We start from the raw sequence: 14,570 nt of genomic DNA, 5'->3' as shown, positions 1-14,570 counted from the left end.
GACTTCGAAACAGGCTTGATGTTCTAGCGGAGGGCTTGGTGGGCTCGGGCGGTGTGGAGGGCGGCTTCGAGGCAGGCGAGGCGGTCGGCGGGGTGGGGGGATTTGCGGGCGGCCAGGAGGAGGGCCTGGTGGACGGCGAGGGTGAGGGTGATGAGTTGGGCCGCGAATTCCTCGTGGTGGGGGAGGGCGGCGAGGTAGTCGCGTTCGGGCCAGGTGAGGGAGGGGGCGGTGGCCAGGGCGACGGCGGCTTCGTCGGCTTCGAGGATGGCGGACTGGTAGGCGGGGACGTCGGGTTCGGGGCAGAGCTCGGCGAGGGCTGAGGCGGCTCGGCTGACGAGGTCGAGGCCGATGTAGGCGGTGGCGATGAGGGTGGGGCGGGCTTGGGCCTGCTGGAGTTGCCGGGTGATGTGGTCGAGGTGCTCTTTCATCGGGTGGGGCCCTTCAAGGTGGCGCGGACGGCTGGCGGGATGTGGTGGACGGCGGTGGGGGTGGGGTCGATGTTGGGTTCCGGGTAGCTCTGCCGGGCCAGGTGGGCGGGGTGGGGCGAGGCGGCTCGTTGCACGTTGAGGTAGAGCTCGTCTCGGGGGACGCCGCTCCAGGTGGAGAGGGCGTCGGCGAGGCGATGGCAGTTCCTGGTGCATTCGGGAGTGGGGGCCTGCAGGGTGCGGGCGATGTTGTGTCGGAAGGCCTGCTCGGCGGCGGCTGCGGTGAGCAGGCGGAAGCCGTCGATGGTGAGAGCGGGGAAGGCGAAGGCGGGCGCGAGGTCGGCGGATGTGAGGAGCCGGCGGTCGGGCTTGCCGATGATGCGGACTTCGTAGCGTTGGGTTCCCCGGCTCGAGGTGATCGCGGTGATGATGCCTTGGTGCGGGGTGTCGTAGATCGCGACTTCGTCGCCGGGGCGGTAGCGGATCTGTTCGGCGAGGTCGGTGCGGTGCCAGGTGCGGGCTTCGCGGAGGGCGTCGTCGAAGTCGAGGTCGTGGGCGTCGGCGTAGTGGGCCAGGTCGCGGAGCAGGGTGGTGAGGCGGGCCTGCCGCCACCAGGGTTCGTCGGCGGGTGCGGGTGTGGAGCCGGTCGAGGTGCGCTCGTGGGCGTTCAGGGCTTGTTCGGCGGAGCGGCTGGCGTGCTCGATGGGGTTGAAGTCGTCGGTCATGGGTTCACCTGAGGGCCTTGGCCAGGAGGCAGGTGTGGCGGGCCGCGGTCAGGCAGGCGGTGCGGTCGGTGGCTTTGGTCTTGTTCGCGGCGGACATGAGGGCGCCTGCGATCTGGTCGGCCAGGGTGGTGAGGTCCCGGACGAGCAGGGCGGGGTCGCCGCCTTGGGCCAGGTAGGTCTCTTCGGGGTGGCTGAGGGCGGGGATGGCGAGGAGTTCGTGGATGGCCAGGCCGGTCTCGTCGCAGGCGGACAGGTAGGAGCGGGCGGCGTGGTCGGGGCCGCGTTCGGCGAGGGTGTGGGTGGCGCGTTCCACTGCTTCCAAGCAGGTGAGGGCGGTATGGAGTCGGTCGGGCAGGCTTCGGGCGTCGGCGAGCCGGGCGGCGAGGTGGATCAGCATGAAGACCTCCAGGAAGAGCGGGATGTAGGAGGGGAGAGCCCTCACGGGAGCGCGCAGGAGCAGAAGGTGGCTACTCACCGTGAGGGCTGATCCCAGGATGGTGATCGCAGAAGAGGATGCCAACTTTAAGCAACGTCATTTATGGAAGTTGCCTTCAGTTGATTCGCTGCGATCTCTGCTTGCTGTCGGTTTGTGCTGTTCTGATTGGCTGAGCGACCGGGCCGGGAGCAGCCAGGTCGCATGCAGGGAAGTTCTCGGCGGCGAGCTGCGCGGGCGTGAGCGGCTTGTTGCCCTCGACTGCCTCCTGCGCGGAAGCCGAGGCACAGGCGAGAACCTGTTCGGCACCGCTCCCGGACCAGCTCCCGAGAGCTTCAGCGAGCTGAGCCCGATCCCGCAGAACCGCCCCATCCGGCGGCTCGTGAAGGAGCTCGGTGTTCCGGACGGACAGTTCCAGGACGACGAGCAGTCTCTGGGCCTCGGCTGGCGTGGCGGCGGTGCGGTTGATGCTGTCCACCGGTACGGGCTCGAACGGGTCGGCGGGGGAGAGGCGCCTGGTCGGCACCCGGGCCAGGAGCCCGTCGTAGCCGGGGACGCTGAGCAGCCGGATGCTCATCCCGCCGTCGGTCTTCTCTCCGGCGACGACGGTGCCGCGCAAGGTGTGGCCGCCGTCATCGGATCTGAGCTGGACGAGTTCACCGGGCTTGTGCCGGCGGATGCGAAGCGCCATCAGGCATCACCCGCCTCGTCGTCCCCTGCCTCCGCCTCGTCGCCTGTCGGCGGAGGGAAGTCGCTGATCTGCCGGAACAGCGTGAAGACCTCCAGATCGGACATCTCCTCGACGTCCTCCTCGGGAAGGGCGGGTGGCTCGGGATCGAACCAGCCTTCGATGGGCGGCGTGAGCCGGGCCTGGTGGGGTTCGAAGTGCTGGGTCTCCGAGCACTGGTAGAAGGGGCCGCGCGGGCCCATGAGGATGGGCAGCTGGTGGTCGAGGTGGTCGCGGAACCACAGGCTGATGCCGGTCGCGCCTTGGAGCCGCATCGTTTCCCACGAGTACCAGAGGGCGGAGAGCCGGACGATCGCCTCGGCATGGCGCCACCACTCGGCGCACCAGCGGTATTCGCCGCCGAGGGAGCGCCGGTAGATGGGGTTGAACTGCCGGGTCACCCAGTCGGTGAGGTCTTCGTACCGGGTTTCGAGGCCTTCAGCTGCGGGTGAGAGGTCGCTGGCGAGCGGGTCGGACTGCACGGATCCTCCAGGTGAGACGGGTTCGGGTCATAGGCGTCGTTCCTTTCTCGTGCGAAGGGACAGGGGCTTCAGTAGGAGTCGTTCCGCTCGGCATAGCGGGTCGCTCCAGCGGCGATGGATGCTTCGGCCTTCTGGATGCAGGAGGCGATGTCAGAGGCCCGGGGGCCGCGGTACCAGGGCTTGAGGTGAAGCAGCGCGGGTTTGCCGCCGGTGGCCAGTAGTAGGGCGGTCGCCGGTGGAAGAGCCCGGATGGCGGCGGGTTCGAGGATGTCCTGACGGCGCAGGGAGACCTGTTCGCTGGTGCGCCCGTCGCCGTAGGTGAGGGAACTGGTGGGTACGTCGTGCTGGCCGACGAGGGTGGCCAGGTCGCGGACGAGCCGCGGGGAGTCGACGCCGGCGCCGATGAGTTTCCGGGTGGTCGCACCCCACAGAGCGGCCATTCCGGGCTCGCCCCACACGGTGACGCCCTGCTCGTAGGACTGCAGGATCGTGACGGGGACGATGCCGCGGGAGCCGAGGTGGGAGTACAGCTCGGGCAGGTCGGCGATACGGCAGATGTTCGCGGCCTCGTCCAGGACGACGACGAGCGGCGGGTCCAGCCGCCCGCCCGAGCGCTCCGCGCGACGTTCAGCGGCCCGCATCGCGGCGTCGGTGAGCGCCGCGATCAACGGAGAAGCAGCCGAACGGGACTTCGACAGCAGATAGAGCGTTGTTGCGTCGGTGAAGTCGGCCGGATTGAAGGACGGAAGTCCCGGCTGCGGAGTGACCCACAAGATGATCTCCTCATCGCGCAGGCACTTCGCCGCCGTCCGCGCGGTCTGGTAGATCCCGTCCCGGGTCTCCACCGCTCCGTGCTGGGTGCCCTGCAGGGAAGAGGCCATCAACTCGAATCCGCCTGAGGAGAGCAGCTCGATCGGCGTGGGCACACCGGGCTCATCAAGCCAATGAGCGACCTGACGCAAGGTGCCCCCTGAACCGGCCGCGGCCAGGAACAGCGCCGACAGCAGGTCTTGAGCGGCCGGCCCCCACAGGTCCTTCTTCTGCGGGTCGTCGACCGTGAGCACGAAATGCCCGGCGAGCCGATGGGCGTCCTCGACGGTGGTGAGCCCTTCGAGCGGATTCCACCAGAACCCCTGACGCTGGTAGGCGATGTGCTGCGGATCGAACAACCACACCTTCTTACGGAGCGCGGCCGTCGCCGCCCACAGGTCGGCTTTGTTGCTGGTCACGACGACCGGACCGGGCGCTGAGAGGACGTAGGGAATGGCCAGAGCTGTTGTTTTGCCCGAACGAGGGGCCATGAACGCGGTGATCGTGTCTTCCCAGGAGGAGAACAAGGCGGGTCCCTTGCCGCGAGGCACCATCAGCTCACCGAGGAGAAGTCCCACCTCGCCGGGCTGCAGACGCTCGCCGTCCGTCAGAGAACGCCGTAGCTGAACGGCTCGGGCCGCCGTTGCGGACGCCGTCAGGTTCTCCACGCCGGGATCACTGGCAAGTGCGGCGACAGGATCGTCTGGGGCTGGCCAGCGAGAGGCTGCGAACCTCCACCCCCACCAGATAAGACCGCCGAAGCTCCCGAACATCATCAGCCAGACGAGGACGACCAGGGGAGTGGGCGTCCCGGGCCAGGCCCGTGCGTAGTCCCGGCCGAGCAGGGCGACGACGAACTCCACCCCGAAATCCGCGACGTCGCCTCGATAAAGGGAAGCCACCTTGGCTCCCGCCCACAGCAGCCACAGCAGACCGATCGGCGTCCAACAGGCGATGAGCACTGTCCAGCCTCCTGCCGCTCCGGTGTGCCAGAACGACGGTTTGGGTCCGAGCGAGCGGGTCATCTGACGGCCTCCTGTCCGGCTGCGGCCGCGGACCCGGTTCGCCTACCTCCCGAGAACGACGGGATGATCCCAGCGTGAGCACGAGCCCGGACCACGATTCCGTCCACGCCAAGGCCCTGCGACAGCATGTCTTCGGTACGCCTGACGATCCCGTTCCGGATCTCATGGCTGAGAACGCCAAAGCCATCCGGCGCTACGTCGTCTGGAAACGACGCAGGCCCCGCTATCTCCGGCTGCTCGGCGGGATTCCGGAACGTAAGGACCGCTTCACTGCCGCTCTCATCCGTGATGCCCGAAAGATCAGTGATGCGGAGCTGGACCGGCTGCTTTCCTGCGGATGGCGACCCTGCCTCACTGCTGCATGGCTGATCGGCATCGACCGCCGTCAGCATTACCGCGAGCGCCTCGGCGAACTTCTCCTGGAGAGCGCAGGCCCGTATGCAGGGCAGGGCTACTGCTTTGCGCTCGCCCGCTTCGGCCGACCCGAGGACGCCGAGATCCTCACCGCTTACCTGGACCGGTACCTGCCCAGAGCGGACTGCTACTACGACCAGGCTTGGGCCATGGGAGCACTTTTGTATCTCGATGAGCGGTTGGGCACTTGCTATGCCGAACGTTTTCTCGAGACCGGGTTGTGGCAGTCCTCGGCGTTCTCGGAGACAGAGCCCGCCGACTACCACGAGATGATCGCCAGCTTCTGCGAGACCGTCGGCGATGCCTGAGGCCGAATGAGGGGTGAGCACCCCGGACCGGAAACCCCGATTCACTGGACACCACCTTCGAAGCGCGGGCTCTGCCGCCCGGAGTCCGATCGGATCCGCTGGTCGGTGTCGTACAGCCAGTACTCGGCTCCCACGAGGGTGAGCTGGACCGGCAGCCCGAGCCGCTCCCCGGTCTTGATCAGATAGCGTCCCCTGCCCGGATGCCTGGCTCCCGGCTGCCAGGTCTCCGGCGCGGACCAGGACGTGACGAGCTGCTGCTCCGGCTCCGTCAACGGCGTGATCTCGTGCACCCGGGCGAGCTCCCGGGGCGGCAGTCCGGCCAGCACGGTGATGGCGCTGCGGTCCACGAACCCGCGGGCCTTCGCCCGGTCCTCCTCGGTGGGCAGCGCGTCCAGGTCCGCGAGCGAATGAGTGATCATGATGCTGGCCATGCCCTTGGCCCTGCTGAGCCTCGTCAACGCATCGGCGTGCTCAACGAGACCAGGCGCCCCGCGCAACGCCCGCCACAACTCGTCCATGACCCCGAAGTAGGAGCGGCGTCGTCCGCCGAGGGCTTCGGCGGCGTCGATGGTGCCGTAGGCATAGCTCCAGGTGCACAGCATCGCCGCGGTGAGCAGCTTGTCCCCGGCCGCTCCGATGCGGGAGATGTCGACGCTGATCGCAGGCGCGTCGAGGTCCAGCGGCGTGGTCGTCGGCCCGTCGAAGACCCCTGCCAGGGAGCCGTTGCACAACAGGTCGAGCGCGAACACCAGCTCCCGCACCTCACGCCGGTAGACCTGCTCGTTACGGGCACGAGCCGCCGACCACAGCTCGGCCGAACCTTCTTCAAGCGCGGCCAACACATCCGGAACGGTCGGCTCCTCCTGCAGTCGCTCATCGAGCAGATCGATCACCCGGCCGAGGACGACCTCTTCAGCGTTGGTGATGCGGCCCTCCCGCACCAGGGTGCACAGCGCGAGCAGCAACGACAGCCGACGTCCGCGGACTTCGGCCCGCAACGCTTCGGCTTTCGCTCCGTCCAGCTTGCGCAGCGCGGAGCCGAGCGGCCCGGAATCGAGCGGGTTGACGCGATCCAGCCCCCGCCCGATCTGGATGACCTGCCCGCCCAGATGCTGCACCAGCGCGGTGTAGTCGGGCTTGGTGTCGCCCAGGACGATCGGGATGGTGCCGGTGGCCACGGCTCCAGTGACGAGCCGTTTGACGAGGGTGGACTTGCCGGTGCCGGGCTGCCCGAGGACGAACATGCCGGGATTGGTGATCAGTCCAGCGCGGCACCAGGCCAGCGGATCGAGGCAGACGACCTCCCCATGGAGAAGGTGGCGCCCGATCGGAGTCCCGACGGTGGGGCTGCCGGACCCGGCGACGAACGGGAAGAGCCCGCACAGCTGGGTCGTCGTCGCCTGGTACTCCGGTGCCGCGGTGACGTTGGCCGCCCGTCCGCCGAAGCGGTGCGGCCAGCCCCAGGCCGGAGCCAGCGGGTCGGAGGCGGCCAGTTGCTCGACGCTCACAAAGACCTCCGGGTCAGATCGGGCGGGCAGATGCCGCAGGGCAGGGTCGTGGCGAAGCCGGCGGCCTGGCTGCCCCACAGGATGCGAAGCCGGGTCTTGCTGGAATCGCTGGCCGACTCCACGTCGGCGACGGCGTGGGGCAGCTGCTCGGGGTTGGTGACGGTGACCGTCGCATACAGGGAGACCAGGCACAGCCCGGCTCCGGCGGCCTCCTCGGCCGCGGCCTGGCGGGCGCGGGCTGCATCCCAGGCGTCGTGGGCGGTTTCATCCCGGCCGGTCCGCTGCTTGACCTGGGCGCGGAACGCGGCGGCGTTGACCTCGTTCTGCAGGGTGCGGCTGGCCGTCGCCGAGTCCAGAGCCCGGTACTGCAAGGTGACGCGCTTGGGGAAAGGGCCGGGCGCGACAAGGCGGGTGAGGATGTCGGAGTGCACGTTCTGGCGCGGCGGCTCCTGCCACGCCCAGGTGACGCTCGTGCCGCCGTCGTGCTCGTACCTGTTGGGGTGCTCGAGGGCGTGGACGGGACCGGCGTCCGCCCAGCCGAGGAGCTCCGAGGAATCGGGGCGGCTCAGCACCCGGGCGACTTCGGCACGCGCATACGGGTCGAAGGCCGTGCGGATCGTGCCTGCGAGCTGGGCGGCGTTCATCCGCCCCGCCACGGAGACCCCGCAGCCGCCGAGCCGTCCCGCGAGGGCATCCAGGATCCGACCGAGCTCGGCGACCGCTTGGGTGAGGTCCTTGGCCTGGGTGCGCTTGGGGTCGAAGGTCACCGAGACGCGGGTGTCGACCTCGGCGGAGGCCGCCGGAGCAGAGGCCACCAGCTTGCCCAGGATCTCCTGGGCCGTCTGCGGCGCGTTCGGCTTGATGGATGCGGTGACGGCGTCGGAGAGCGCCGTGCCCGGTGAAGGCGCGGTCTCGACGGTGACCGTCACCCACCGCACAGCGGGCATGTGTCCGAGCGAGGCCAGCCAGCCGCCCCAGGAGGCGACCCAGGCGTCGGCCTCGTCACGGTCGGCGAGCCAGGGCGAGGCTGGGGTGACGTTCAAGGTGGCGGTCAGGAACCCGGTCCGCCGGTCCCAGATGACGCCGTACCGGCTGCCGTAGCCGTCTTCTGCGGACAGCAGTGTGAGCGGTGCCAGGACGCCGGGCAGGTGGAAGGCGCGCGGGTGGTCGATGACGATGCCGGCCCGGTAGCGGGTGTAGCCGCGGAGGCTGCTCCACCACCAGCGGATCCGGGCGAGCAGGAAGGTCGCGACCGGCTGACCGCCGACGTGGATGAAGCACAAGAGGCCGACCAATACGGCAGGAGGTGCGAGGTAGAGCAGGACGGCGGGCTTGAGGGAGGCGGCGATGAGGAAGATCAGCGCCGCTCCGAGGGCGAGGAACGTCGTGGTGGTGTCCATCCCCGCCAGGCCGAGGCCTCGCCTGCGACGCCAGCCGCCATAGGTGCGGATCGAGTCAGACACGGCGGCCTCCTGCCCCCGATGGGCCGTTGTCCTCGGCTTGCTTGCGCCAGGTGATGGGAGCCGCAGAAGGGAAACGATCGTTGGCGGGCCGCTGTCCGGACCCGGTAGGCGCGCTGCCGCTCGGTGGCGGTGGAGCCGGTTGACCTGGGTTGGTTCCCAGCTGCGCGTTGCCCGGCCGCTGCTCGGCGTTCTGGTTTCCGCTGCCGGGAGGAGCGCTTCCTTCCTGTTGCCTGGCGTTCGTGGCGCCTTCGGCCGTCGCCTGCTCCTGCCGTCCTGGCCGGTCGGCGCTCGGCGGCGAGTTCGAGCCTTGCGGCTGGGTGGCGCTCAACTGCTGGTCGAGGTGCCCTGCATGCTCAGCGGCCTTCGCTACTCCGGAAGCCGCCGAGCCCACCGCCGCTCCGACCGGGCCGAGGCCGCGGGAGGCTCCGATGGCCGTTGCGCCGCCGATGATTGCGCTGAGCAGGCCGCCTCCGCCGCCGCTCGAGTCCGCTCCGGTCGTCCAGGTGAAGAACTTCAGCAGGACGGGGAAGGCGACGAGGGCCAGGACGAGCATGGACAGCCCCATGAGCGTCGTCCGCAGACCCTTTCCCGTCCCGATCAGGGTGAACGCCGCGGCGTAGACGGCTGCCGCGGCGGCCGGGTAGAAGATCATGGAGAGCATCCAGCCGGTGACCTTCTTCAGCCAGTCCCGGGTGGCCGGGGCGAGCGCGCCGGCCGCGGCCAGGGGCAGCACCCCGGCGAGGATGATGAGTGAGGACTGGCGGAACAGCAGCAGGATCGCCTGGATGCCGCCGATGACCAGCGCGACGAGCCCGAGGACGAACGCCAGCACACCGGGCACTGCTTCACTGGCCAGGACGATGCCGGTCATCCGTTCGGCGAACGCATCCCCGGTCGAGGCGGTGAGGACCCATTCGGTCCACTCGTCCACCCACCGGAGCAGCAGGTTCGGCAGCGTCACGCCGATCGCCGCGACGACGGCGACCAGCGCCAGGCCGGAGCCGACCCCGATGAGCGGGTCGGCTTTGCGGGTGAGGGCCATCTTGCCCGCGGCCAGGAGCATCGCCAGGACGGCAACGGTGAGCTGGACCGGCTGGAAAAGGTTCTGCAGATGGCCGACGGCTTGTTCCTGCGCTAGATCGGGGGAGTCGATCTGGACCCACCAGGAGGAGGTCTCCTTGAAGAACCAGCCGACCGACTCCTGGAAGGCCCGCCCGACGGCGTCCATGGTGTTGGTGCCGAAGTCCTGGACGCTGTCGGGGATGAAGAAGTCCCGCGCCTTCTCCTGGAGCTTCTCCACCTCGGGGGTGGTTTCGGGTGCGATGCAGGGAAAACGAAAGAACTCGCAGTCGTCAGGTGCCCTCATTCGCACCCCCGGTGAACAGTTCGAAGTCCTCCTGGGTGAGGGCATCGGGCAGCTGGGGCAGCCAGCCGCCGCTCTCGGGGATGACGAGCTTCCAGTCCGAGCCGTCCCACTGCAGGTCCAGCTTCGCGGAGTAGCGCGTCGTCTCGCCCTCGGGGGAGACCAGCAACTCCAGGGTCGCCTGCTGCGGGTCGGAGACCAGGAAGCGGTAGCCGACGAGCTTGGCGGTGCCGCCGGGGGAGTCTTCTCCGGTCAAGCCGTACTGGTCTCGAGTCTCACCCAGCAGGGTGTCGCGGCCGGGGCCGGTGGTCTGGTCGGTGATCGTGGGCTCGTAGATGGAAGGGCCGACCTGGGAGCGGATCCGGGCCCCGATGTGCGCGGCCGCCAGGAGGGCGCCGGCTCTGGAGTGGGAGAACCCGTGGGCGAGCCCTTCATCGGTCTCATACGGTCCGTCGGCTTCGGAATGGGGGAGGACGGCGGAGCGGTAGCCGCTCCACTTCCAGCCGGTCTGGTCGACGGGGCCGTGGTCGAAGGCGTCTGGCGGGGCGTCCTTCTCCAGGACGAGCCACAACCCCGTGCCGAACAGAGCGGTGACGAGGGCGGCGGGGATGGCGAGCTTGCGGATGGTGCTCATGGATGTGCCTTTCAGGCGAAGAAGAAATCGACGATGGAGGCGGCGGTGGCCGCCAGGGACAGGCCGCCCAGGACCCACGGGATGCCGGTGGCGCCGTCGGCGGCGAAGGAGGAGCGGTTCTTGCGGCCGATGGCCATCTGGCCGCCGCAGATCAGCAGCCCGGCGATACCGCAGACCAGGACACCCCACTTGCCCCACGCGATGAGCGTGGAGACCTGCTCCTCCAAGCCCGGTGGAGCGGCCGGAGCGGGATCGGGGACTTTGACGCCTCCCTCTGGATCTCCGGGTGCGGCCAGCAGCCGGTGCGCGGCCTCCTGGAGATGGACGGACAGGCGCGGCATCACTGGCCACCTCCCTGAGCCAGGTAGGTCAGGTGCCGGATATCGGTCAACGCCCGCTGGGCGCGTCCGTTGAGCGTGACGTCGCCCGGGTCGTCCAGCAGCCGCAGCTCCCGCAGGTAGGGGAACCGCACGATGCCTCCCACCCGGGTCTCCAGCAGCAGGAACCGCGCGGAGGCGTCCTTGGGCTCAGCGGCACCGTCGCTGACGACGGCCAGGCACGCGACATGCTCCTCATACCCGCGCAGGACGGTGACGGCCGTGGTGGCGGCGCGGGTGGCCGACACCGTGTTGCGGCAGACCAGCACCAGCGGTCGGCCCTTGGAGAACACCGGCGGGGTGCCCGGCTGGTAGCGGTGGGCGAGAGAACCCAGATCCCAGGACGGCTTGAGCAGCGCGGCGAGCGTGGTGCAGCCCGCACCCCCGTGCGCGCCGACGACCACCACCTCCGGACCGCCGGGCGGCCAGAAGTCGTAGCGATGCCGGTTGTGTCGACCCACTCATGAACCTCCGAAAAATCGTGTCGCTGTGTGGTGTGGCGATGACAGTACGTGTCATACTCACAGAGCGCAAGTAACGCGACACGAACACAGACAGCAGAACTTGAAGGCTGAGCGCTTGAGCGCGAACACAGAAAGGCAGAGTTCATGACCACGGGAAACGACACCGTCCTGACCACCGCGGAGCTGGGCGAACGGATCGGCCTGTCACCCCAGACGATCCGCCGCATGGCCAACGCCGCGCAGCTGCCCGGCCTGAAGTCCGGACGGGACTACCGCTTCCTGTGGACCGCCGTCAAAGCCCACCTGCGCAACCCCGGCCACGCCACCGCCCCCGAAAGCGACAACGACCAGATCCTGTCCACCGCCGAACTGGCCGACCGGCTGCGCCTATCGACCCAGACCATCCGCCGCATGGCCCACCGCGACCAACTCCCGGCCCTGAAGTCCGGACGCGACTTCCGCTTCTCCTGGGAAGCGGTCAAAGAACGCCTCTGGCACCCCATCACCCTGGAGGACACCACTGACCAGCCCCAAGGCGCAGGCCTGCGCGCCCAGCGCCGAGCCCGCGACACCGACGCCCTCAACGACTGACCCCGCCGACGCCGGGCGGCGCCCATGCTGAAACCCGCCCTCGCCACCGGCGCCGCCCTCCTCGCCCTACCCGTCCTGACCGTCGTCCTCCTCGCCGCCCACAGCCAAGCCGCCGCCCCCACCGGCCCCGACATCACCCAACCCACCAACGAGGCCATCGACGACATCCCGCCGCACTACCTGCACCTCTACCAAGAAGCAGCCCGCCCACCCGGCCTGCCCTGGAACGTCCTGGCCGCCATCAGCGACATCGAATCCGACCACGGCCGCAACCCACCCGACTGCACCCCGAACGCGGCCGGAGCCGCCGGCCCCATGCAGTTCCTCGCCCCCACCTGGGACGCTTATGGCATCGACGGCAACGACGACGGCCGCACCGACCGCTGCGACCCCGCCGACGCCATCCCCGGCGCAGCCAACTACCTCGCCGCCAACGGCGCTGCCAAGGGCGGCAAACACCTCGAACGCGCCCTATGGCACTACAACCATGCCGACTGGTACGTCCGCAAAGTCCTCGACCGCGCCCAGGACTACGCCACCCCACCCACCACGGGTGTCGGTGCCGGTGCCACCGTTGTCAAAGCCGCCCTCCGCTGGCTCGGCACCCCCTACTCCTGGGGAGGCGGCGGCCCCATCGGCCCCACCTACGGCATCCAACACGGCGCCGACATCAAGGGCTTCGACTGCTCCGGCCTCGCCCAACACGCCTGGTCCAAAGTCGGCATCAACCTCCACCGCGTCGCCGCCGACCAATACAACGACGGCCCCCACATCCCCCGCGACAAGCTCCAGCCCGGCGACCTCGTCTTCTTCGCCTCCAACCCCGCTAACCCGCGCACCATCCACCACGTCGGCATCAACATCGGCAACGGCCGCATGGTCCACGCACCCCACACCGGCGACGTCGTCAAGATCTCCAAATTCACCGACGTCCCCTACCGAGAACGCGAATACGCCGGCGCCACCCGCCCGGCCCGCCGCTGACCACTCCAGCCCAGCAAGGAGGCATCTGACATGGCCATCTACAGCATCGCCGACCTCAAAGAACTCCCGCCCACACTCGACGTTCCCACTGCCGCCAAGCTCCTGGGCCTCTCCCGCACTAAGGCCTACCAGCTGGCTAAATCGGGAGATTTCCCCTGCCGAGTTCTAAAAATCGGCCACTCCTATCGAGTCCCCACCCTCAGCCTTCTCCGTCTCCTGGATGCAGGAACGCTCCCCAAGAACACAGCCCAGTCGGATAGTGCGAGGGCCCGGTTACGTAGCCAGACGGACATGGCCGCGAGGGGACTGAGCTGCGAGTGCTGCTTGTCACGGCTCCGCTGGGCTGTGCAAACAAACCAACTGGGCCAGCGCCGACGACTAGAAGACCGCTGAAAATCTTAGGGGTTCGTCCAGTTTTCAAGCGGTGGGTGCGGCGGCCTGTACCGCTGGTGTGATCGGCTTCTCCTGCGGGGTATCGAATCAGTAGGCTGTAGCGGTGATTCGTCGGTATCCATTGCTCTTCTGCCTTTCCTCTGGGGCCGGACGGATGCGAACGCCGAGCGGGGCGGCCGCTCCCTCTTCGCGGAAGCCAGGCGATGCGCGGTGAGCGGCGCAACCGTGCCGACACGCATCGGTCCGTATCTCATCGAGCGGCGGCTCGGCGCGGGCGGGATGGGGGAGGTGTACCTTGCCTACTCCGTCGCGGGCGAACCGGTTGCCGTGAAGGTGATCCGACCCGACCGCACGGATCCGCACACACGTGCCCGCTTCGAACGCGAAGCGGCGATCGCGCGCACGATCTCGGGTACGGGCCGTGTGGCCCGTTTCATCGACGCGGACCCGTTCGCCGAGCAGCCCTGGCTGGCAATGGACTACATCCCCGGTCGGCCGCTCTCCGACGTCGTGAAGGACCGGGGTCCGCTGTCCGCGCCGCTGGTGGCGAGCCTTGGCGCGCTGCTGGCCGAGGGCCTTGCCGCGGTGCACGCCGCGGGCCTGGTGCATCGTGACCTGAAAGCGCAGAACGTCATTCTCGGCGACTTCGGCCCGGTGATCATCGATTTCGGTCTGGGTGCCTTCGTCGGGGCGTCCAAGGGATCACTCACGCAGGTCGGCGCGGTCATCGGCACGGTGCGTTGCATGCCGCCCGAGCAGGCCATGGGCGAGCTGGACATGACGCAGGCCGCTGACGTGTACGGCCTGGGCACCGTACTCTTGTATGCCGCGACCGGGCACCATCCCTACGACGGCGCCCGTTGGGAGGCGGTCGCCTCGCAGGTGATCAACCCCGAGATCGGCCCCGACCTGTCCGGACTGCCCAATGAGTTGGCCCCCGTCGTGACGGCCATGCTGGCGCATGAGGCGGGCGACCGGCCCTCCTTGGCGGAGGTGACCCGGCGGTGCGCCGATCTCATCCGCCTGCTGGGCATGAGTCCCGCTCGTGCGCGGCACGCTCTGATCCAGGAGACGACGGCGAAGGACCATCCCACGATGGTGCAGCCGCAGCCTGACACGTCGATGCTGGACCGGCTCGATTCACTCGAGAAGCTGCTGCGTGAAGAGCCGGCGGCCCCGAATGGATCGGGTCCGGGCGCTTTGGCCGAAAGCGATGCCGCGAGCCCGTCTCCGCCCGGGCCTGTGACCGCGCGGGAGCTCGAGCCCGAAAGCGGAGGCCCGGTCGAGCCCGTACCGCAAGGGGGCCGTCCTCCCGCTTCGCGGAGGGTCGCCGAGGAGCTGCGAGAGCGCTACGCGGTGGGGCTGGCTCTCGCCTGGCCGAAGCGCTGAACCGCCCTTGCCGCCCCGCACGAGCGCACAGTCCACGAAGGAACTTGAAAGGTAG

At 69.0% G+C, this 14,570-nt stretch carries 17 protein-coding genes; 5 read left to right on the top strand and 12 right to left on the bottom strand.

Annotation, left to right across the window (positions count from 1 at the left end):
• Positions 1 to 23: 23 nt before the first annotated feature.
• The 6 genes from ABD140_RS32680 to ABD140_RS32655 form a co-directional block, all read right to left on the bottom strand.
• Positions 24 to 428, bottom strand: coding sequence for a hypothetical protein (locus ABD140_RS32680; protein WP_344245471.1), 405 nt, complete (start codon positions 426 to 428; stop codon positions 24 to 26).
• A complete protein-coding gene (locus ABD140_RS32675; protein ID WP_344245469.1) occupies positions 425 to 1,150 on the bottom strand; it encodes a hypothetical protein in 726 nt (241 codons plus the stop codon). Before ABD140_RS32675 ends, ABD140_RS32680 begins: the two co-directional genes overlap by 4 nt.
• A gap of 4 nt (positions 1,151 to 1,154) precedes the next feature.
• Positions 1,155 to 1,625 (bottom strand): hypothetical protein, encoded by a 471-nt coding sequence (locus ABD140_RS32670; protein ID WP_344245467.1) that lies wholly within the window; start codon positions 1,623 to 1,625, stop codon positions 1,155 to 1,157.
• 76 nt (positions 1,626 to 1,701) lie between these two features.
• Entirely contained in the window at positions 1,702 to 2,274 is a 573-nt protein-coding gene (locus tag ABD140_RS32665) for a hypothetical protein (protein WP_344245465.1), read from the bottom strand.
• Positions 2,274 to 2,792, bottom strand: a complete 519-nt coding sequence (locus tag ABD140_RS32660) for a DUF4913 domain-containing protein (protein ID WP_344245463.1) — start codon at positions 2,790 to 2,792, stop codon at positions 2,274 to 2,276. Before ABD140_RS32660 ends, ABD140_RS32665 begins: the two co-directional genes overlap by 1 nt.
• A gap of 68 nt (positions 2,793 to 2,860) precedes the next feature.
• A complete protein-coding gene (locus ABD140_RS32655; protein ID WP_344245461.1) occupies positions 2,861 to 4,627 on the bottom strand; it encodes a TraM recognition domain-containing protein in 1,767 nt (588 codons plus the stop codon).
• A 74-nt stretch (positions 4,628 to 4,701) separates the two neighbouring features.
• On the opposite strand from ABD140_RS32655, the gene ABD140_RS32650 reads away from it, so the two are divergent.
• Complete coding sequence (locus tag ABD140_RS32650) at positions 4,702 to 5,349, top strand: DUF6000 family protein (protein ID WP_344245459.1); 648 nt, start codon at positions 4,702 to 4,704, stop codon at positions 5,347 to 5,349.
• A 41-nt stretch (positions 5,350 to 5,390) separates the two neighbouring features.
• Here the strand turns inward: ABD140_RS32650 and ABD140_RS32645 are convergent, their stop codons facing one another.
• From ABD140_RS32645 to ABD140_RS32620, 6 genes are read right to left on the bottom strand one after another with little or no spacing between them, the layout of a single operon-like run.
• Positions 5,391 to 6,857, bottom strand: a complete 1,467-nt coding sequence (locus tag ABD140_RS32645) for a hypothetical protein (protein WP_344245457.1) — start codon at positions 6,855 to 6,857, stop codon at positions 5,391 to 5,393.
• The gene (locus ABD140_RS32640) at positions 6,854 to 8,320 is read right to left on the bottom strand and encodes an SCO6880 family protein (protein ID WP_344245455.1); all 1,467 of its coding nucleotides are present in this window, start codon (positions 8,318 to 8,320) and stop codon (positions 6,854 to 6,856) included. The genes ABD140_RS32645 and ABD140_RS32640 overlap by 4 nt, the downstream gene beginning before the upstream one ends.
• Positions 8,313 to 9,686, bottom strand: a complete 1,374-nt coding sequence (locus ABD140_RS32635) for a hypothetical protein (RefSeq protein WP_344245453.1) — start codon at positions 9,684 to 9,686, stop codon at positions 8,313 to 8,315. The genes ABD140_RS32640 and ABD140_RS32635 overlap by 8 nt, the downstream gene beginning before the upstream one ends.
• Complete coding sequence (locus ABD140_RS32630) at positions 9,673 to 10,317, bottom strand: DUF8175 domain-containg protein (RefSeq protein WP_344245451.1); 645 nt, start codon at positions 10,315 to 10,317, stop codon at positions 9,673 to 9,675. Before ABD140_RS32630 ends, ABD140_RS32635 begins: the two co-directional genes overlap by 14 nt.
• 11 nt (positions 10,318 to 10,328) lie before the next feature.
• Positions 10,329 to 10,658 (bottom strand): hypothetical protein, encoded by a 330-nt coding sequence (locus ABD140_RS32625; protein WP_344245449.1) that lies wholly within the window; start codon positions 10,656 to 10,658, stop codon positions 10,329 to 10,331.
• Complete coding sequence (locus tag ABD140_RS32620) at positions 10,658 to 11,155, bottom strand: hypothetical protein (protein WP_344245447.1); 498 nt, start codon at positions 11,153 to 11,155, stop codon at positions 10,658 to 10,660. Before ABD140_RS32620 ends, ABD140_RS32625 begins: the two co-directional genes overlap by 1 nt.
• A gap of 147 nt (positions 11,156 to 11,302) precedes the next feature.
• On the opposite strand from ABD140_RS32620, the gene ABD140_RS32615 reads away from it, so the two are divergent.
• The 4 genes from ABD140_RS32615 to ABD140_RS32600 all read left to right on the top strand — a co-directional run bounded on the left by ABD140_RS32615 (position 11,303) and on the right by ABD140_RS32600 (position 14,515).
• Positions 11,303 to 11,749 (top strand): helix-turn-helix domain-containing protein, encoded by a 447-nt coding sequence (locus ABD140_RS32615; protein WP_344245445.1) that lies wholly within the window; start codon positions 11,303 to 11,305, stop codon positions 11,747 to 11,749.
• A 24-nt stretch (positions 11,750 to 11,773) separates the two neighbouring features.
• Complete coding sequence (locus tag ABD140_RS32610) at positions 11,774 to 12,733, top strand: C40 family peptidase (RefSeq protein ID WP_344245443.1); 960 nt, start codon at positions 11,774 to 11,776, stop codon at positions 12,731 to 12,733.
• A gap of 30 nt (positions 12,734 to 12,763) precedes the next feature.
• Entirely contained in the window at positions 12,764 to 13,126 is a 363-nt protein-coding gene (locus ABD140_RS32605; protein ID WP_344245441.1) for a helix-turn-helix domain-containing protein, read from the top strand.
• Between the two features lie 210 nt (positions 13,127 to 13,336).
• Entirely contained in the window at positions 13,337 to 14,515 is a 1,179-nt protein-coding gene (locus tag ABD140_RS32600) for a serine/threonine-protein kinase (RefSeq protein WP_344245439.1), read from the top strand.
• Positions 14,516 to 14,570 lie beyond the last annotated feature (55 nt).

This window comes from Actinocorallia libanotica, from assembly GCF_039525175.1.
Classification (GTDB): Bacteria; Actinomycetota; Actinomycetes; order Streptosporangiales; family Streptosporangiaceae; genus Actinocorallia; species Actinocorallia libanotica.
Note: the sequence above shows the minus strand (reverse complement) of the source record. Positions and strands in the feature narration are given on the sequence as shown.